Genomic DNA, 19,893 nt, shown 5'->3' with positions numbered 1-19,893 from the left:
GTTCTTGGTGAATGGGTGGCAAGTAATTATGGGTAACGAAATACCATCAGACCATTTCAACTTTGAAGACCTGAAATTGTTTGACGCACAGTTGGAACGCGAGACGAACATCATGGGTAAATGGTTTTCGCAACAGAGATTCGCTCATGAGCAGAGAATGTTCGGGTATGAACTCGAGACCTGGCTGATCGATGAAGACACTATGCCTGCACCGGTCAACGAACAGTTTCTGAAGATGCTGAATCATCCTCTTGTCGTACCGGAACTGGCCAGTTTTAATGTTGAATTAAACAGTCTGCCGCAGCATTTGAGTGGGAATGTGTTCAGTGAAATGCAGCATAATCTGGATCAGATTTTTGATTTGTGCCGCAAGCAAGCCCAAATACTTGGTTCGGACATGCTGGCTATTGGTATTCTGCCAACAGTCAGGGAGACAGATCTGTCATTGAAAAATATGTCCAATTCACCGCGCTATCGCGCCTTGAATGAACAGGTATTGCGGTTGCGACAGGGTCGACCGTTGCATATTAATATTAAAGGCGACGAACTTCTTCGCCTGCAACATGATGACGTCATGCTGGAGGCTGCCGCAACTTCCTTTCAGTTGCATTTGCAGGTGCCATTGAGCCATGCAACGCGATATTACAATGCAGCCATTATTTTATCCGGACCCATGGTTGCAGCAACCGGAAACGCGCCGTTTCTGTTTGGAAAACGCCTTTGGGAGGAGACGCGGATTCCTTTATTTGAACAGGCAGTGTCTGTTGGTGGGCATGGGCAGCGTGTCGATGTCGAAGGTGATTTAAAACGTGTTTTTTTTGGTACCGGCTATGCCAGAAATTCTTTGATGGAGTGTTTTCAGGAGAATTTTGAACATTTTCCTGCCATTCTGCCGGTTTTGTTTGAGGATCCACCGGAAAAAATGTCACATTTACGATTGCATAACGGAACCATCTGGCGCTGGAACCGTCCATTGGTCGGTTTTGATGAGCAGGGAGAGCCGCACTTGCGAATCGAACACCGCGTCATCTCGGCAGGACCCAGTGTTGTCGACATTGTGGCCAATGCAGCGCTTTTCGCTGGCGCTGTAAAAAGCCTGATTGACCAACAGCAGCCTCCCGAGCTTGAATTGTTGTTTAATCATGCCCGGCAAAACTTTTATCGGGCGGCGCGTCTTGGATTATTGGCGGATTTGTACTGGTTCGGCGATAAGCAGATCGATGCGCAAACGCTCATATTGGAGCAGCTGTTACCATTGGCGCGTTCCGGTCTGGAGCAACTCGATATCAACAAACAGGATATTCAATATTATCTGGACATTATTGAACAGCGCGTAAAAAGCAAACAGACAGGCACCAATTGGCAACATCGCTATGCCGCCAGCCACCATTACGATATGCAGGCAATGACGGCTGTATATGCAAAACTGCAGCAAAGCGGAATGCCGGTGCACGAGTGGCCAGTTTAAACAGCTTTCAATTATTCGATGTTGCCGGCCTGTCAAGATCCTTGATTGAAAAATATTACGCTTTTCAATAGGACCTGGCATGCCAGTAACGCTTTACAGTTAATAGTAGCTATCATTAAAAAGTTGCTGATACTCATGGCGTATCAGCAGAAAAATAACAATGTTAACGATACGGCAGGACATACCCGAAGGCTTACTGAGTCTGCAGGCTCATGAGCTATATAAGCAGCTGGACGGACCAACCTTATTCCAGTTGCCGGGGAGGCGTACGCCGCCAATTTTCATTTCGGTATTATTACACGGCAACGAACCTGTCGGCTGGAATGCAATTCGCGATATCCTGTACCGCTTTCAGAACAGGGAATTGCCGCGAGCGCTGTCACTGTTTATAGGAAATATCGAGGCGGCCCGTTTTCGTCAAAGACACCTGGAGCATCAACCTGATTTCAATCGTATCTGGCTGTTTGATACCGACCATTTATCGAATACTATCAGCAGTATGCCCGAATATCGCATGGCCCATCAGGTCTATGAAACGACGACTGCGGAAGGTTTGTTTGCCAGCGTCGATGTGCACAATAATACAGGCCTGAATCCGCACTATGCCTGTGTGAACAGGTTGGAAACACCATTTTTGCACCTGGCCGTTCTGTTTAGTCGAACGGTAATATACTTTACACGCCCGCAGGGGGTTTTGTCCCTGGCATTTTCCAGGCATGTGCCTTCAGTCACGCTGGAATGCGGGCAACCAGACAACCCGCTTGGAGAGGCGCACGCCATAGAGTATCTGACAGCCTGTATGAATCTGGCTGAAATACCCACACACGAAGTTTCCAGGAATGATATTGAATTGTTCCATACGGTTGCAGTGGTACGTATCGCACCAGGCAAAACTGTAGGGTTTCAAGAAGACGAACCGGATTTGCGTTTGATTGACAACATTGATCATTTGAACTTCAGGGAATTACCACACAATACACTGATTGGATGGCAAAAGAATCAGAGTGAACTTGTGTTAAGAACGGCGGACGAACGGGACCGGGAAGTATCCGATCGATATTTCCATCTGGATGGTGATACGCTCAGAATCAGCCGGCCGGTCATGCCATCTATGTTGACGCGCAATATTCAGGTAATCCATCAGGATTGCCTGTGCTATCTGATGGAACGTTTGACACTACCTGAACAGGTGGCCGCAGCCGGCGAATAGTTCAAAGCCGGCCGCTTTGAATTCCCAAAGCCCGTTGTTTCTGGTTCCTGTATTCAGATGGTTTGATTCAGAGTTGCTGCTGCTTCAGCGTCCGGAACCGTTTTCTGTCGGTATCAAATTTTTCTCTAAGCTCGTCGATACGCTCATGGTTTTTTTTCAACTCATCCTGTAGCTGCACGACATAACGTCTGACAGGTAGTATATCTTTCTGGATCGATGACAGTGCCGTGTTTCCGGATTGTTTGGCTTCATTAGCTTGTTTCAGCAGATTTTTTAATTGTTCTGTGGCGATTTCCAGACGTTTCTCAATACCTGCAATTGCCAGTTCAATTGGATGTATATTCCTGTCTAGCGCCCAGTCTATTTCTTCTTCGCTGGTATAGGTATTGAGCAAGACCGCATCACGCCTTTCTTTCTCGAGGCGCTTCTGTTCGATAGCTGCCTGCTGTACCGGGTCGGTTTCTGGCTCTGTGTTGCGCTCGACAGTATGCGTTCGAATTACGACACCACGTTTGTTCATTTCGACAGTTGCTTTGTCCTGACATTCTGGTGGTTTAATGTGAGTGTAATAGTGAAATCGACCTTCATCGTCCTTACATTTGTTTAGCGAGGCCTGGACGGGCAGTGTAAACATAAAAAGAATGGTGATTAATGCAAGCCGGTACATAATTATTTCCTCTCGATCATTCGGATACTGTCTTGCAAGAACGGCATGCGAACGCTTGAATTTAATTGTCCTATTTCTTCGGGCAACTAAAACCGTGTTTTGACCTGGCGCTACCCGTTAAACCGAATGGATTCCAAAACAAAATTAACGCTGTAAGCGCAGAAAATATCTTTAGATTCTGACGATAAAGACAATCGAAGATGTTCTGATATTCTGGATTTCCAGCGGTTGCGGCATTTTTTATACTGCGAGTCATTGTAACCGTGGTTTTAATTCTTCAAAGATTGTGGCTTTTAAACAGGGTCATATTTGACTGGTACAATGGAGGAAACAGCAAGTTGAATATTCATAAGAATTTGCCGTTATAAGACAATTGTCTCTCAGTGTCTGATGCGGTTACACTGCCGGGAAATAATCATCTCATTGAACGTTTTTATATTTACTTTGACATAAGGAGTTCCTGATGAAAAAAATGACCAAACTGTTTTGGATGCTGTTGCTTTATCTGGTGTCATCTCAGGCGGTTGCAACCAGCAGCTATGGCTATGGTCTGGGTTATGGACAGGGTTATATCGGTACGACGAGTGAAAAATTTGTGACCGGTATAGCCAATACGGCAACGGGATTCGTTGAACTGCCAAAAAATATTATTTTGAGAACACAAAGAGATTCAGTTGTGCATGGGATGACTATTGGTCTGGTATCCGGGATCATGCACACGGTTGCACGTACCGTGATTGGCGTGTTTGATGTGGCAACATTTCTTATTCCAACCCCTCCTTCGATACAACCAACTTTTGTTTGGCAGGATTTCTCAGTAGAATCCTCTTACTAACAAGTAAGTCGCACGACTGCAAGATTGCGGCGTGGTTTCGAGTTCCAGACAGCAGGAAACGTCATATTATCATTCAGACAATACGGTGTTTCCTGTGGCTGTCGCGTATTTATCGACTGTGGTCGAGAATGTATTTAATAGCGCGATTCGCGCAATGCAGCAATTCTGTCTTCAAGGGGTGGATGTGACATGAACAGACTTTTGAGTCCTGAGCCGAGCCCGCCTGCAATTCCAAATGCAGCAAGCTGATCCGGCAGGTGCGGCTGTTTCGCAGTCATCTGCAGACGTTGCAAGGCAGCAATCATTTTTTCCCGGCCGGCAAGACTGGCGCCACCTGCATCTGCGCGGTATTCTCGCTGACGGCTGAACCACATGACAATAATTGTTGCCAGAATGCCCAGAATTATTTCAGCAATAATGGCGGTGATCCAAAATGCCGGTCCATGCCCATGCTCGGTTTTAAAGATCACCCGGTCAACTGTATGTCCTATAACGCGTGAAATGAAAATAACAAATGTGTTGACAACGCCTTGAATAAGCGCAAGTGTAACCATATCGCCATTGGCGACATGACTGACTTCATGGGCAAGCACCGCCTCGGCCTCATCCTGACTCATGCTGTTCAGCAAGCCGGTACTGACGGCAACCAGCGCATCGTTTTTTGACATCCCGGTAGCAAAAGCGTTGATATCCGGTGCGTGATAAATGGCAACTTCCGGCATACCTATACCTGCTGCTTTTGCCTGTTGTTGTACGGTAGTGATTAGCCAGTGTTCTTGTGCATTGCGAGGCACTTCAATGACTTGGGCGCCTGTAAGTCGTTTGGCTGTCCATTTGGACATGGCAAGTGATATAAATGAGCCGCCAAAACCAAATACAGCAGCAAACAATAACAGGGAGTTCATGTCCAGGCCGACTCCCTGCTCATCCAGTATCCTTTCAAACCCAAGCAGACGTAATGTAATGCTCAAAACAACAATGATTGCCAGGTTTGTAGCGAGAAAAAGAAAAATTCTTTTCATTCAATTACTCCGAATTAAAATCAAATCATAATGTATATTGCGCTAAACAATATGCGGATTTATTGAGAGTTTTCAAGTAACGGCTATGTGAACTGGAAACCGGGTAGGTTGTTGGCCGACAGGATTGTTTTATTGTGCGCGATTAATATGTGCAAAATTGGTAGGTGGCACTGTGGTTGACGGGCTGCTCTCGATGATTTGAAAAAAAACTTCATTTTCTTTGACCATGCCGAGATCGCTGCGTGCACGTTCTTCAATTGCATCGGTCCCCTGTTTGAGATCATTGATTTCAGCATAAAGTATTGCATTGCGATCTTGCAGTTCAATATTTCTGTCATGTGCAGCAGCTACATTCTGTTTGAGCTGTTGCACATTAAGCCAGCCGGCTTTGCCAAACCACAGTGGATATTGCAGCATGATAATCAAAGACAAAAGAGCGGCGGCCAGATATTTCATGGTTTGATAATTACTTTAGTTGGTAAAAGGCTCGGCGGCCGGCATATCTAACGGTATCACCCAAATCTTCCTCAATACGCAGTAACTGATTGTATTTCGCCAGCCGGTCTGAACGCGACAGCGAACCGGTTTTGATTTGCAGTGCATTGGTTGCAACCGCGATATCAGCGATTGTTGTATCTTCGGTTTCACCAGAGCGGTGCGATATGACAGCAGTATAGCCTGCACATTTGGCCATTTCAATGGCTGCGAGGGTTTCAGTGAGCGTGCCGATCTGATTAACTTTTATCAGAATGGAATTGGCTATATTGCGCAGAATCCCTTCCTGTAGAATTTTAGCATTGGTTACAAATATGTCATCCCCAACCAGTTGAACGGCTTTGCCAAGTCTGCTGGTAAGCAACTCCCAGCCGTCCCAGTCATGCTCGCTCATGCCGTCTTCAATGCTGATAATGGGATATTTATCTACCCAAGCGGCAAGATAGTCTGCGAACTGTGACGAAGTGAGGCTTAGTCCATCGGATGCAAGATGGTATTTTCCATCGGAAAAAAATTCAGAACTCGCACAGTCTACGCCGATCGCGACGTCGGTGCCAGGCTGGTATCCGGCCAGATCAATGGCGTTGACAATCAGCTGTAGTGCCTCTTCGTTAGTGTTCAGATTCGGGGCGAAACCACCTTCGTCGCCTACTGTGGTCGGCATCTGTTTTTCATTCAGCAGTTTTTTCAGTGCATGAAAAACTTCAGCGCCGCAGCGTATGGCATCGCGAAAGTTATCAATCCCAAACGGGACGATCATAAATTCCTGCATATCGATATTGTTGTTAGCGTGTGCTCCGCCGTTGACGAGATTCATCAGCGGGACCGGCATCGACATCAGTCCTGCGCCACCCAAATAGCGGTACAAGGGAAGTCCGGATTCGTCCGCAGCAGCTTTGGCCACTGCCAGCGAAACAGCCAGCAAAGCGTTGGCGCCGATACGTGATTTATTGTCAGACCCGTCCAGGTCGATCAACGCCTGATCAATAAAGCTCTGGTCTACCGCATCCAGGCCGATCAGTGTTTCCGACACCTCGGTGTTGATATTTTCAACTGCTTTGAGAACGCCCTTGCCAAGATAACGCTGTTCATCGCCGTCCCTGAGCTCAACGGCTTCTCGGGTGCCAACCGATGCTCCGGACGGAACCGAGGCGCGTCCCAGAACGCCTGATTCAAGCAGAACATCTGCTTCTATGGTTGGATTACCGCGAGAATCCAGAATTTCGCGGGCGATGACTTCTACTATTGCACTCATGCTTACGTTTTCCCTGTGTTATCTGATTGGCTATATTGTTAATGTAATACTAATAATTTCAAGTGACTGTTTGGTGAAATTATTATTTTTTTCATGTGGTTTCCATAGTCTGTGTTGCATGTTGTCAAACAGACGGTGCCGGTATCATGTTTTTGTAGACGCAACCTGTTTGATTTGCGTTCCTCCGGAAGATTGTTGATGCCTGGAATAGTCAATGGCCGCTTTGATAAAGGATTTGAACAGCGGATGCCCCGTTTTGGGGGTAGACGTAAATTCAGGGTGAAACTGGCAGCCGAGAAACCAGGGATGTTCGGTTCTGGACAATTCAATAATTTCGCACAGATTCTCTTCGCGTGAAACGCCGCTGACACATAATCCGGTTTGTTCCAGTTCGGATAAATAGTCGCTGTTGACTTCATAGCGGTGTCGGTGTCGCTCAATGATTTGATCCGCTTCGTAGGTTTCCCGGGCAAGTGTGTTCTTTTTCAGCATGCATTCCTGTCCACCCAGACGCATACTGCCACCGATATCCGAATTCTCGTCGCGTGTCTCTAGCCGTCCGTCGCGATTACGCCACTCGGTAATCAGTGCGATCACGGGATAAGGTGTGTCCGGATTAAATTCGGTGCTGTGGGCTCCTTTCATACCGGTTTTGTTACGCGCATATTCTACAACCGCAAGTTGCATGCCCAGGCAAATACCCAGATATGGAATACGGTTGATACGTGCGTAGTTGATGGCCTGTATTTTACCCTCCACGCCGCGCTTGCCAAAGCCTCCCGGTACCAGAATGGCATGCACATCTCTCAGACAGTCGATACCTTCCTTTTCGATTTGTTCCGAGTCAACATAACTGATGTTGATTTTGCAGCATGTATGGATGCCGGCATGAACCAGCGCTTCTGATAACGATTTGTACGATTCGGTGAGATCAACATACTTGCCGACCAGTGCAATTGTTACGATATAAGCAGGGTGTTCAAGCGCATGAACCAGTTTTTTCCAGACGCTAAGATCTGCAGGTTTGGCGAGTATGTCAAGTTTATGGCAAATGATTTCATCGAGCATTTGCTCGTGCAATAAAGCCGGAATTTTATAAATACTGTCGACATCAACGGCAGAGATGACCGCCTGTTCCTTGACATTTGTGAATAATGCGATCTTGCGGCGTTCTTCCTTGGGTACTTCACGGTCCGAGCGGCAGAGCAATACATCTGGTTGTATGCCTATCTCGCGTAATTCCTTGACAGAGTGTTGTGTTGGTTTGGTTTTCAACTCACCTGCCGAACCAATGTAGGGCAGCAGGGTCAGATGAATAAAACAGGTGTCATCAGTGCGCAATTGCGTGGCCATTTGACGGATAGCTTCAAGAAACGGCAGCGATTCGATATCGCCGACAGTGCCGCCGATTTCGATGATGGCGACGTCGGCATCGCCAACACCTGCTTGAATATACCGCTTGATTTCGTCGGTGATGTGCGGAATCACCTGGACGGTCCCTCCCAGATAATCACCACGCCTTTCCTTGCGGATAACGCTTTCGTAGATCTGACCTGTGGTGAAGTTGTTGTGGCGGGTCATTTTGGTGCTGATGAAGCGCTCATAATGACCGAGATCAAGATCGGTTTCTGCACCATCTTCGGTAACAAATACCTCGCCGTGTTGAAATGGGCTCATGGTGCCGGGATCAACGTTGATATACGGATCCAGTTTAAGCATGGTTACCCTGATTCCCCGTGTTTCCAGCAGGGCGGCAAGTGATGCTGCGGCAATACCTTTGCCCAGTGATGATACAACGCCGCCCGTTACAAAAACGTATTTGGTCATCGGGCGCGGATATTATTTGAAATCTGAATATGAATACAATAAATGTGTTTATTTCGATTGGACATGTGCACGACCAATAGTCTGGGGTATCATGATTTGTCAGCGAATCTCAGCAAGTAAATAATCCATCATTTGTTCAGCCTGATGGCGATAGCTACTGCCAAACAAGTTCAAGTGATTCAGGATATGATAAAGATTATAAAAAACCCTACGGTTATTATACCCAATTTCCAGCGGATATTCATGCCGATAAGCAGAATAAAAATGATCAGAAAAGCCACCAAACAATTCAGTCATGGCGATATCGGTTTCACGGTCACCATAGTATACGGCGGGATCAAACACAACGGGGAAACCGGTAATGTCATGGGAAAAATTGCCACTCCACAAGTCGCCATGGAGCAACGAAGGAGTGGGCGTATAATTGCTGAAAAGATGCTCGCAGTCCGCCAGCAAACGCTCTCCGAGCTTTTGCAGTTTGCCGTGATATCCGTTTTTTTTGGCAAGATTGAGCTGATAACCAAGCCGGTGAGTCCGCCAGAACGATAGCCAATCCGAATCCTGAGTGTTGATCTGGGGAGTGCTGCCAATGGTGTTGTTACGAACCCAGCCAAACTGGCGTCGTTGAATGCGGTGCATGGCGGCGAGCTTAACCCCCAATGCTTGATTGTCACCGTTGCCGCGATGCTTCAACTCGAGATATTCAAGTACCAGCCAGGCGGTATGCGCGTTTTTGCCCCAGCAAACCGGTTGCGGAACGCGCAGGGTGTCGGATTGGCTGATTTCATCGAGCCCTGCAGCCTCGGCTTCGAACATGGACAGTCCATCAGCATGATTGGTTTTGACAAAAAAGCGCCGTTTGTCGTCGGCAACGCAGAAACTCTGATTGATACAACCGCCCCCGATTGCGGTGATTTTTTCTGGTGTAAAAGCATGCTGTATTGTGTCGGTGATGTGTTTTGCAATATCAGGCCAGTCATTCATGGTTTGATCAGGAAAGCTGTTGGAAGATGTTGGTCCGAAGTTTAATCGCGCTTTTCCCCCGATAACCAGTCTTTTGCGCGAACAATGGCCGCACGTACCTGTTCGGGCGCAGTGCCCCCAGGATGGTTGCGGCTGTTCAGCGATCCCTGCAGGGTCAGCACGGCAAATACATCGTCTTCAATAGCTGAAGAAAACTGCTGCAGATCGGAGATTGTCAGATCACTCAGATCACACATTTTGTGTTCGGCATAACGAACGGAACGGGCGACAATCTCATGCGCATCGCGAAATGGTATACCTTTTTTTACCAGATAGTCCGCAAGATCGGTCGCTGTAGAGAAACCCTGCATTGCGGCTTTACGCATAGCCTCCGGGTTCACCCGAATGCCTGAAAGCATATCGGCGTATATGCGTAGTGTATCGATCAAGGTGTCGACAGTATCAAACAGCGGTTCTTTGTCTTCCTGGTTGTCCTTGTTGTAAGCCAGTGGCTGTGCTTTCATCAGGGTCAGCAATGCAATCAGGTGACCGTTGATACGGCCGGTTTTGCCGCGCACCAGTTCGGGCACGTCGGGATTCTTTTTTTGTGGCATGATGGATGAACCGGTACAAAACCGGTCTGCCAACGAGACAAACCCGACTGCGGGGCTCATCCACAAAATCAGTTCTTCCGAGAAACGCGACAGATGCGTCATCATCAATGCGGCACAGGCGCAGAATTCAATGGCAAAATCTCTGTCTGATACCGCGTCCAGCGAGTTTTCGCAGATGCCGTCAAACGACAGCGACTGCGCTACGTGTCTGCGATCAATCGGATAGCTTGTTCCTGCCAGCGCGGCAGCGCCCAGAGGCGATTGATTGACGCGCTTTCTGCAGTCGGATAATCGTGTGACATCACGCTTGAACATTTCGAAATAGGCCATCAGGTGGTGGCCGAATGTAACCGGTTGGGCAACCTGTAAATGCGTAAATCCAGGCATCACCGTGGCTGCATGGTTCTCGGCGAGATTGACGATGGACCATTGCAAAGAACGCGTCAGTTGACTGATTTCGTCAATGGATGCGCGCAAGTAAAGCCTGATATCCGTGGCCACCTGGTCGTTTCTAGAGCGGCCAGTGTGAAGACGTTTTCCGGCATCCCCGATTAATTCGGTCAGCCGCTTTTCGATATTCAGATGCACATCTTCCAGTTGCAATGACCATTCGAGACGGCCATCATGTATTTCGTCGCTGACTTGTTTCAGTCCCTGCTCTATGGCCGATAAATCATCTTGCGTAATGATGCCCTGGGCGGACAGCATTCGGGCATGCGCCAGAGAGCCCTGTATATCGTATGCGGCCAGTCGGTGATCAAAACCTATCGAGGCGGTATAACGCTCTACCAGTGCCGAGACGGGCTCTTCGAATCTGCCGGACCATTTTTTTGTGTCGCTGTCGTTGTTATCAGCCAAGACGTATGTTTCCTTTTGAGTAAATCGTTATTATGTCAAGTGTTGTATTCTTGATGACTGGCTTCAGTTTTAAATTATAAATCAAAATGCACCGGGTGTTATTTGCTATACTCCGGTTGCAGGATTTTCGACGCCGGACGGCGGCCGAACCTTTGTAAAACATTGGTGTAACACTTGTTCATATTGAAGTTGTCCTGAATTTAAATTTTGAAATCATCCGCTTTCACTTCAGATTGGATTAGTGGATAATTGGATTTTTTTTACCTGTCACCTAAACAAGGAGCTATTGATGACGGATCAGAATAATGAATCATTTCAATCTAAAGCAACGACATTTTTTTCAATGCTGGGTCAACGGTTTGAAGTGCTGGAAAAACTTCCACAGAAGCAATTGCCCATGAAATATGCTTTTGTATTGGTGGGTATCATTATCTTCGTTTTTGCCTGGAAATTGATTGCTGTCAGCAAAATCGAATCGGATATGAACAAAATGCTTGAAAAGGAACGTACACTGATTACCCAGCAGGCGCGTGAACATGCTGACAAGCAGTATAAAGAAGAAGAAGAACGGTTTGGACAGGTACTGGCGTGGGCGGTGCGCAGCGAGCTGATCCGTAACAATATTGACCAGATCGGGCTGTATCTTAACGATATTGTCAAGCAGATTGATGCGGATCGTATCGTACTGATCAGTGAAGATGGCGAATTGCTGGTATCTACCGACAAGCGCCTTGAAGATGTAAAAGGCAGCGAGCTGTATTCCAAAGATGTAATTAACGTGCACAGTATAACCATTAAATCTGATGTCGATGGCAAGAAACTGTTGATAGCACCGATCTCTGATTTTAACAAACGTGTCGCCGTTCTCGTCATCAGCTACAATCAGGGTAAAATCAGCTGATTGGCAGACTCTGGATAAGGTAACTTGGGCAAACGGCAGGCCGTGTAATCAGTGAATGCGCAGTTTTGCAGTTTTGCCTCAATGAATTGTGAGATTGTCTTGCCCCTGTCTTAAGCAGGGGTTTTTTTGTGCCTGAATTCCGGCAATATCCACTTGAAATATGTCATGGAGCAGTTGAACGCCGAATGCTGGCACCCAGTAGCGAGAGTTTTTCCTCGATTGATTCATAACCCCGGTCAAGATGATAAATACGGTCAATGACTGTTTCGCCACGTGCAACAAGCCCTGCGATAACCAGGCTGGCCGATGCGCGTAAATCGGTCGCCATTACATGGGCTCCGTCGAGCCTTGATTTGCCGCGAACGATAGCCGTATTGCCTTCAACCCGTATATCTGCATTCATGCGCTTTAACTCCTGAACATGCATCAGACGGTTTTCAAAGATGGTTTCGGTGATGATCGCAGTGCCTTCAGCGATGCAGTTCAATGACATGAACTGGGCCTGCATGTCGGTTGGAAAGGCTGGATATGGAGCAGTTCTCAGTGTGATTGATTGGGGTCTGTGCTGCATTTCCAAGTGAATCCAGCGGCTTCCGGTATCGATTCTGGCGCCGCATTCTGTCAGCTTGTCCAGTACGGCATCCAGCTGTTGCGGATCCGTTTCTGTTAGACGGATATTGCCACTGGTTGCGCAGGCCGCTGCCAGAAATGTGCCTGTTTCGATGCGATCGGGCATGACAGCATGTTCTGCGCCCCGCAACGCTGGTACTCCCTCAACTGTAATAACGTCGCTGCCCGCACCGTGAATTCTGGCGCCCATGGCAGTCAGGCAGTTGGCCAGATCAACTATCTCCGGTTCGCGCGCGGCGTTTTCAATCACTGTGGTGCCATGCGCGAGTGTTGCGGCCATCATCAGATTCTCCGTACCTGTTACTGTTACAATGTCCATCACAATCCGGGCACCGTGCAGCTGCCTGGCTACGGCGTGAATGTAGCCATGTTCTATGGAGATTCTGGCGCCCATGGCTTCCAGTCCTTTGATATGCTGATCGACTGGCCTCAGGCCAATAGCGCAGCCGCCGGGCAGGGATATATACGCTTCACCAGCACGAGCGAGCAGCGGCCCTAATACCAGTATGGCAGCGCGCATTGTTTTTACCATGTCATAAGGCGCTGTCAGCTGTGTAAGGTTTGTCGCGCACAAGACAAATTCCGATGATTCGGTGCATTCTACGTTAACCCCGATCTGTTTGAGTAGCGATAGCATGGTTGTGATATCCATCAACCGGGGCACGTTGCTGATTCGGACGGTATCTTCCGTCAGCAACGCAGCGCAAAGCAATGGTAAAGCGGCATTTTTGGCGCCTGAAATGCGGATTTCCCCACGAAGCGGATTGCCGCCCTGAATGATTAGTTTGGGTTTTGATTCATGCATGAAAACGGTTTAGTGCGCGTCGACTGAAAAATCTCATTATATCCGAGCAGGCTCCTGTCAATGCATGTCTTTCAGCCGGATTCGTACGTGCGAGTGGTTTTACATGAAATAACGTTCAGCAACCGGGTAGAGGCAGTCATTTGCAGGTGCGCGCGTTTTGATGATGGAAAGCTGGCGTCAATCAATTATACTCGCATATTTTCAAGCAACAGGAGATGGCAATGAGCAAAGAAGTGATTCAAACATCGCAGGCGCCAGAGGCGATAGGAACCTATTCGCAGGCGGTAAAAATCAGTGGTGGAGCGACGGTTTATCTGTCGGGGCAGATCGGGCTGGATGCGGCAACTATGCAGATGGTCAACGGTATCGAAGCGCAGATACAACAGGTCTTTCTAAATCTGAAAGCGGTCGCTTCAGCCAGCGGTGGCAGCCTGAGCGATATTGTCAAATTGAATATTTTTTTGACTGACCTGGAACACTTTTCTCTGGTGAATGAAATTATGGCTACTTATTTCGAGCAGCCTTATCCGGCACGAGCAGCCATTGGTGTCAAGGCGCTGCCGCGCGGCGCACTGGTTGAAATGGATGGTGTCATGGTGATCGGCGCATAATGCAGACGCACCACGCTCAGGCTGCCGCTTTCTGGCTAAAAACCAAATATGGATAGCGATGCTTCCGTGTCGGATGCGGCTGCGCTGGCAGTCAGTTCGAAGGTGCAGGAAAAGCTGACGAGGCTGGGTATTAACAACGAAATGGATCTGGCGCTGCATTTGCCGATCCGTTACGAAGACGAAACGCATGTATTTCCTATCGCTCATGCACCACACGGCATGGTTGTGCAGATAGAGGGTGTGATCGTTCATAACGAAATCGTTGCGAAGCCAAGGCGTCAGCTGGTCTGCCGAATAGAGGATTGTAGCGGCTCTCTGTGCATGCGTTTGTTGAATTTTTACGGCAGCCAGGTCAAAGCGTATGCCGTTGGTAAAAGAGTGCGTTTACTCGGCGAAATCCGCCAAGGTTTTTTTGGTGCGGAAATGGTGCATCCAAAATGCCGCATCGTTAAGGAACACGAGCCGTTAGCGACAGCCATGACGCCCGTTTACGCGGTTACCGCGGGATTGCCGCAAAAAACGCTGGCAAGGCTGATTCATCAGATATTGCGCCATCCGAAGCAGCCTGGATTGTTTGATGAAACACTTCCCGATGGAATCATTTGCCGATACCGGTTGCCGGGATTTAAAGACAGTGTTTTCACCTTGCATCACCCGCCGCCTGATACGCAGATCAATTTGCTCCAGTCGCGCAAGCATCCGGCATGGCAACGAGTCAAATTCGACGAATTGCTGGCGCAACAGCTTTCGATGCGGTTGCATTACCGCCAGCGGCGCAGCCGCACAGCACCTCAGCTGGATCAGAAGCATGACCATGGATTGCGTATCCGTTTTCTGGCACAGATGGATTTCAGTCTGACAATGGCCCAGGAAAAAGTGATCGCTGAGATCTGCCGCGATTTGACGTCAAAATACCCAATGCAGCGACTGTTGCAGGGTGATGTCGGCAGCGGTAAAACGATTGTGGCGGCAATCGCAGCGCTACAGGCCATAGAAAACGGTTATCAGGCCGCAATAATGGCGCCGACCGAGATTCTGGCCGAACAGCATTTCCAGAAATTGTCCGCCTGGTTTAGACCTTTGGGAATACAGGTAGGGTGGTTGTCGAGTGGTCAGAAAAAAAAAGACAGACAATCAGCTTTGGCAGCCATCGAATCCGGAACGGCCATGCTCGCGGTAGGTACGCATGCGCTGTTTCAGGAGCAAGTCAGTTTTTATCAGTTGGGATTGGCCATCATTGACGAACAGCATCGGTTTGGGGTGCATCAGCGGCTGGCTCTGCGTATGAAAGGCATGCAACAACATGCGGGGATCTTTCCGCATCAGTTGATGATGAGCGCCACACCGATTCCGCGTACACTGTCTATGAGCTATTTCGCCGATCTTGATGTGTCGATTATTGATGAACTGCCGCCGGGCAGATCTCCCGTGATTACCAAGCTGGTCGCCGACAACCGGCGCAGTGAGGTTGTTGCGCGTATCCAACAGGCCTGTCGACAGGGAAAGCAGGTTTACTGGGTATGCCCGTTAATTGAAGAATCCGAAACATTGCAGTTGCAGACGGCGGTGGAGACTTGCGAAACCTTGTGCAGAATATTTACGGATCTGAATGTTGGTCTGGTGCACGGGCGATTGACTGCGCAGGAAAAGACGAACATGATGACGCTGTTTAAGCAGGGCGATATTCAATTACTGGTGGCAACGACTGTAATAGAGGTCGGTGTTGATGTGCCAAATGCATCGCTGATGGTAATTGAAAATGCCGAGCGTATGGGGCTGTCCCAATTGCATCAGCTGCGTGGACGCGTAGGCCGGGGAGCTGATGCCAGCGTGTGTATTTTGTTGTACCAGCAACCTCTGTCGTCAATTGCGCGTGAACGCCTGAAAATTATTTTTGAACACACTGATGGCTTTGAAATTGCGCGTCAGGATTTGCGCCTGCGCGGACCGGGCGAGTTTCTGGGGGCGCGTCAGAGTGGTGTGCCAATGCTGCGTTTTGCTGATCTTGATCAGGACGGTGCGTTATTGACGGACGCGCAGTCCGTGGCCGATGAAATGCTGAACGATTACCCTGACCTGGCACAACGACATATTCGGCGCTGGTTGGGGGATAAAACAGAGTATTTGCGTGTCTGAACTGGATATCAGATTGTGGCGTGGCTTCGAGTGAGCGCAGCTTTTATCAGTACCTGTGCAGACTGTTGTATAATGCGTGGCTTGTCGACAGCTATCCGTTTGACTGGCCGGACAGATAAAATTCACTTACCAACTAACCCGTTTTGTTTCATTTGAACCTTTATACCGCTTGCGGCAACTGATCGATTATCGTGGCAAATATTAGCACTGCGCATCCTCAGGCATGGCTTCCGGCATTAACTACCGCTTCTCCTGAAATACGTGACTGGCTGCAGTTCCGCGGTTCGCTCACGCGCCGCATACAGGAACGCTGTGCTCAGTTTTATGTGGAGCCGGTATTCCAGGAGCTCGCACGCGTCTACGGGGATGAATGGATCAAAATGAAGCTGCGCCCCCACGAGTTGGCGCTGGTACGGGAAGTGTATCTTTATTGTTGCGATAAGCCGGTGGTTTTTGCTCATTCGATTGTGCCGCACAAGGATTTGCGCGGTGCGTGGCGTACGTTGAATAATCTGGGCAACCGGCCGTTAGCCAGCATGCTGTTTACCAACCCCAGGGTAAAGCGTACACCGCTCGAATTTAAAAAAATCAGCGCCGGGCACTTCTTGTATGACCGTGCGGTTTTACGCCTGACAGACTATCCGTCCCACTTCTGGGCAAGGCGCTCGCGGTTCACATTACAGGACAGATCCATTTTGGTGACAGAGGTGTTCCTGCCCGACATTCTGAATTTGACATAGTAATGGCTTCTGACTTAATGAATCAACCTAATCGTTTTATCCTCTATGCGCGACTGATGCGACTGGACAAGCCGATCGGCATTCTGTTGTTGTTGTGGCCGATGCTGTGGGGGTTATGGTTTGCGGCGCAGGGTTTTCCTGATTGGCATATTCTGTTCATCTTTATCATCGGCACCATTCTTATGCGCTCAGCCGGCTGCGTGATGAATGATTTCGCCGATCGCAAGATAGATCCGCATGTTGAGCGCACTAAACACCGCCCGATGGCGTCCGGGCAAGTCAGTTCGAAAGAAGCGTTGCTGTTGGCAGCGGGCTTAAGCCTGGTTGCTTTTATTTTAATTCTGCCGCTTAATCTGCTGACGATAGCGCTATCCGTGCCCGCACTGTTTCTGGCAGCATCGTATCCGTTCACAAAACGGTTCTTCGCTATGCCGCAGGCGTACCTCGGTATTACGTTCAGCTTCGGCATTCCGATGGCGTTTGCCGCGCAAACCGATTCACTGCCTGCTATTATCTGGTTATTGATGCTGGCCAACCTGTTCTGGGTGGTTGCGTATGACACCGCGTATGCGATTGTCGACAAGCCCGATGATCTGAAAATCGGCATCCAGACATCAGCGATTACCTTCGGGCGTTTTGATGTGGCCGGCGTGATGATTTGCCATGCCTTGTTTATTGTTCTCATGATTTATATCGGACAACTGCAAGCAATGGGCATGGCGTATTACGCTGGTTTGCTGGTGGCGGTGAGTTTGATGGGTTATCAATATACGCTGATTCGCAATCGCGATCGGGCACTGTGTTTTAAAGCATTTCTGCATAACAATTATGTCGGCATGGCGGTGTTTATCGGTATTGCGCTCGATTTTCTGATTCCGTAAACGATGCTATGAAATATAAAGACCTGCGTGATTTTATCGCACAACTCGAAACCATCGGCGAGCTCAAACGCATTCCAATAGAAGTTGATCCGCAACTCGAAATGACCGAAATTTGCGACCGCATCCTGAAAGCCGAAGGACCTGCGGTATTGTTCGAGAGGCCCAAGGGTCATGACATGCCGGTTCTCGGCAATCTGTTCGGCACACCGAAAAGGGTTGCGATGGGCATGGGGCAGACGTCGGTTGAAGCGTTGCGTGAAGTCGGCAAGCTGCTGGCTTATCTGAAAGAACCCGATCCACCGAAAGGACTGAAAGACGCCTGGGATAAATTGCCGGTACTTAAGCAGGTATTGAACATGGCACCAAAAGTGTTAAGCAGCGCACCGTGTCAGGAAATTGTCTGGGAAGGCGATCAGGTTGATCTTGGCAAAATACCGATTCAAACCTGCTGGCCGGGTGATATTGCGCCGCTGATTACCTGGGGGTTGACCGTGACACGTGGACCCAGCAAAACTCGACAGAATCTAGGCATTTATCGCCAGCAAGTGATTGCCCCCAATAAAGTGATCATGCGCTGGCTCGCGCATCGCGGCGGCGCACTCGATTTTCGTGAATTCTGCCTGAAAAACCCCGGTCAGCCTTATCCTGTTGCCGTTGCGCTGGGTGCTGATCCGGCGACAATACTCGGCGCGGTAACACCCGTACCTGATACCCTCAGCGAATACCAGTTTGCCGGACTGCTGCGTGGCTCCAAAACCGAGGTGATCAAATGCATTGGTAGCGACCTGCAAGTGCCGGCAAGCGCCGAGATTGTACTCGAGGGTGTGATTTATCCCGATGAAACCGCGCTCGAAGGTCCGTACGGCGACCATACCGGCTATTATAACGAGCAGGAAACTTTTCCGGTGCTCACGATTGAACGCATCACTCTGCGTCGTGATCCGATATACCACTCTACCTATACGGGCAAGCCACCCGACGAGCCCGCGATTCTCGGGGTGGCATTGAACGAAGTGTTCGTGCCGCTATTGCAAAAACAATTTCCTGAAATCACCGATTTCTATTTGCCGCCCGAAGGCTGCTCGTACCGTATGGCGGTGGTCAGCATGAAGAAACAATATGCCGGACACAGCAAGCGCGTGATGTTCGGTATTTGGAGCTTCCTGCGCCAGTTCATGTACACCAAATTCATTATCGTCACCGATGACGACGTTAACATCCGCGACTGGAAAGAAGTCATCTGGGCCATCACCACCCGTGTCGATCCGGCCAGAGATACGCTTATCGTCGAAAACACCCCTATCGATTACCTCGATTTCGCCAGCCCGATCTCCGGTCTCGGCGGCAAAATGGGACTTGATGCGACCAACAAATGGCCCGGCGAAACCAACCGCGAATGGGGTACGCCGATTGTGATGGATGAGGCGGTTAAGCAGAAGGTGGATACGATGTGGGAGAAATTGGGGCTGTAATCAGTCTGATTGATCCAATTTAGTCAATTTGATCAACTGGAAGTCTGGCATCGCATAAATCAAAGATAAAGGGTCAAGTCTGCTGATTAATTATAGGGGTTGTCGCATTCTCGTTTATCCCTGGCCTATTTTTAATCGAAATCGTACACAACATATCAACTTATTACTTGGTAAAAATACATCATAAAATAGAGAATAAATTAATAAATAGACTTGACCCTAATGATATGCATTGCTTGTAGCTGCAGATAAGCCTTTTAAAGGCCATCTACCCAGCTACAAGCAATGATTAGTCTCAGCCCGTAAATTCTCAGGTTACAATACCTGCTTTAAAAAAACGATTTCATAATTGTCGTGCTCGTTCTTGGCCAATTCAATTTTATTTATAATTTCGACAATTCTGCTGTCCGGGGCCAAGCCATCAGCTATATCGTCATCATTGTTTTCAACACTATATTCCTTGTTCATCATAAAAACCCTCCGCAATGATTACCTGGCGCAGT

At 48.7% G+C, this 19,893-nt stretch carries 18 protein-coding genes; 9 read left to right on the top strand and 9 right to left on the bottom strand.

The window, feature by feature from the left end:
* The first annotated feature begins 28 nt into the window (after window positions 1–28).
* Together BMX44_RS05780 and BMX44_RS05775 are read left to right on the top strand one after the other, a co-directional pair.
* Entirely contained in the window at window positions 29–1,468 is a 1,440-nt protein-coding gene (locus BMX44_RS05780) for a glutamate-cysteine ligase family protein (protein WP_090629325.1), read from the top strand.
* Between the two features lie 160 nt (window positions 1,469–1,628).
* The gene (locus BMX44_RS05775) at window positions 1,629–2,678 is read left to right on the top strand and encodes a M14 family metallopeptidase (RefSeq protein WP_090629322.1); all 1,050 of its coding nucleotides are present in this window, start codon (window positions 1,629–1,631) and stop codon (window positions 2,676–2,678) included.
* A gap of 67 nt (window positions 2,679–2,745) precedes the next feature.
* On the opposite strand, the gene BMX44_RS05770 is transcribed toward BMX44_RS05775, so the two are convergent.
* On the bottom strand, window positions 2,746–3,345 hold the full coding sequence (locus tag BMX44_RS05770; RefSeq protein ID WP_090629318.1) for a hypothetical protein: 600 nt from the start codon (window positions 3,343–3,345) through the stop codon (window positions 2,746–2,748).
* Window positions 3,346–3,808: 463 nt separating this feature from the next.
* Here BMX44_RS05770 and BMX44_RS05765 point away from each other — a divergent pair, with 463 nt between their 5' ends.
* Window positions 3,809–4,180, top strand: a complete 372-nt coding sequence (locus tag BMX44_RS05765) for an exosortase system-associated protein, TIGR04073 family (protein ID WP_090629315.1) — start codon at window positions 3,809–3,811, stop codon at window positions 4,178–4,180.
* Window positions 4,181–4,314: 134 nt separating this feature from the next.
* On the opposite strand, the gene htpX is transcribed toward BMX44_RS05765, so the two are convergent.
* The 6 genes from htpX to argH form a co-directional block, all read right to left on the bottom strand.
* Entirely contained in the window at window positions 4,315–5,202 is an 888-nt protein-coding gene (gene htpX / locus BMX44_RS05760) for a protease HtpX (RefSeq protein WP_090629310.1), read from the bottom strand.
* Between the two features lie 129 nt (window positions 5,203–5,331).
* Window positions 5,332–5,658: a cell division protein FtsB gene (ftsB, locus tag BMX44_RS05755; protein WP_090629306.1), complete on the bottom strand. Its 327-nt coding sequence runs from the start codon at window positions 5,656–5,658 to the stop codon at window positions 5,332–5,334.
* A 10-nt stretch (window positions 5,659–5,668) separates the two neighbouring features.
* Window positions 5,669–6,952: a phosphopyruvate hydratase gene (eno, locus tag BMX44_RS05750; RefSeq protein ID WP_090629303.1), complete on the bottom strand. Its 1,284-nt coding sequence runs from the start codon at window positions 6,950–6,952 to the stop codon at window positions 5,669–5,671.
* A gap of 144 nt (window positions 6,953–7,096) precedes the next feature.
* On the bottom strand, window positions 7,097–8,779 hold the full coding sequence (locus tag BMX44_RS05745) for a CTP synthase (protein ID WP_090629298.1): 1,683 nt from the start codon (window positions 8,777–8,779) through the stop codon (window positions 7,097–7,099).
* Window positions 8,780–8,878: 99 nt separating this feature from the next.
* Complete coding sequence (locus BMX44_RS05740) at window positions 8,879–9,763, bottom strand: fructosamine kinase family protein (RefSeq protein ID WP_090629293.1); 885 nt, start codon at window positions 9,761–9,763, stop codon at window positions 8,879–8,881.
* Window positions 9,764–9,804: 41 nt separating this feature from the next.
* Window positions 9,805–11,214: an argininosuccinate lyase gene (gene argH, locus BMX44_RS05735; protein ID WP_090629289.1), complete on the bottom strand. Its 1,410-nt coding sequence runs from the start codon at window positions 11,212–11,214 to the stop codon at window positions 9,805–9,807.
* Between the two features lie 289 nt (window positions 11,215–11,503).
* On the opposite strand from argH, the gene BMX44_RS05730 reads away from it, so the two are divergent.
* Window positions 11,504–12,115 (top strand): hypothetical protein, encoded by a 612-nt coding sequence (locus tag BMX44_RS05730; protein ID WP_090629285.1) that lies wholly within the window; start codon window positions 11,504–11,506, stop codon window positions 12,113–12,115.
* Between the two features lie 163 nt (window positions 12,116–12,278).
* On the opposite strand, the gene murA is transcribed toward BMX44_RS05730, so the two are convergent.
* Complete coding sequence (murA, locus tag BMX44_RS05725) at window positions 12,279–13,550, bottom strand: UDP-N-acetylglucosamine 1-carboxyvinyltransferase (protein ID WP_090629280.1); 1,272 nt, start codon at window positions 13,548–13,550, stop codon at window positions 12,279–12,281.
* 221 nt (window positions 13,551–13,771) lie between these two features.
* On the opposite strand from murA, the gene BMX44_RS05720 reads away from it, so the two are divergent.
* From BMX44_RS05720 to ubiD, 5 genes are all read left to right on the top strand, one after another.
* Complete coding sequence (locus BMX44_RS05720) at window positions 13,772–14,161, top strand: Rid family detoxifying hydrolase (RefSeq protein ID WP_090629276.1); 390 nt, start codon at window positions 13,772–13,774, stop codon at window positions 14,159–14,161.
* 48 nt (window positions 14,162–14,209) lie between these two features.
* Window positions 14,210–16,297, top strand: a complete 2,088-nt coding sequence (gene recG / locus BMX44_RS05715) for an ATP-dependent DNA helicase RecG (protein WP_090629272.1) — start codon at window positions 14,210–14,212, stop codon at window positions 16,295–16,297.
* Window positions 16,298–16,488: 191 nt separating this feature from the next.
* Complete coding sequence (locus tag BMX44_RS05710; RefSeq protein WP_342708021.1) at window positions 16,489–17,037, top strand: chorismate--pyruvate lyase family protein; 549 nt, start codon at window positions 16,489–16,491, stop codon at window positions 17,035–17,037.
* A 17-nt stretch (window positions 17,038–17,054) separates the two neighbouring features.
* Window positions 17,055–17,918 carry a 4-hydroxybenzoate octaprenyltransferase gene (ubiA, locus tag BMX44_RS05705; protein ID WP_090629268.1) on the top strand — a complete coding sequence of 288 codons (864 nt, stop codon included), beginning with the start codon at window positions 17,055–17,057 and terminating at the stop codon, window positions 17,916–17,918.
* An 8-nt stretch (window positions 17,919–17,926) separates the two neighbouring features.
* Window positions 17,927–19,390 (top strand): 4-hydroxy-3-polyprenylbenzoate decarboxylase, encoded by a 1,464-nt coding sequence (ubiD, locus tag BMX44_RS05700; protein WP_090629265.1) that lies wholly within the window; start codon window positions 17,927–17,929, stop codon window positions 19,388–19,390.
* Between the two features lie 315 nt (window positions 19,391–19,705).
* Here ubiD and BMX44_RS16765 read toward each other — a convergent pair whose 3' ends face one another.
* On the bottom strand, window positions 19,706–19,861 hold the full coding sequence (locus tag BMX44_RS16765; protein ID WP_177167687.1) for a hypothetical protein: 156 nt from the start codon (window positions 19,859–19,861) through the stop codon (window positions 19,706–19,708).
* Between the last annotated feature and the right edge of the window lie 32 nt (window positions 19,862–19,893).

It is taken from the genome of Nitrosomonas marina, from assembly GCF_900110145.1.
In the GTDB taxonomy this organism is placed as follows: domain Bacteria; phylum Pseudomonadota; class Gammaproteobacteria; order Burkholderiales; family Nitrosomonadaceae; genus Nitrosomonas; species Nitrosomonas marina.
This window is presented reverse-complemented; position numbering and strand designations above follow the sequence as displayed.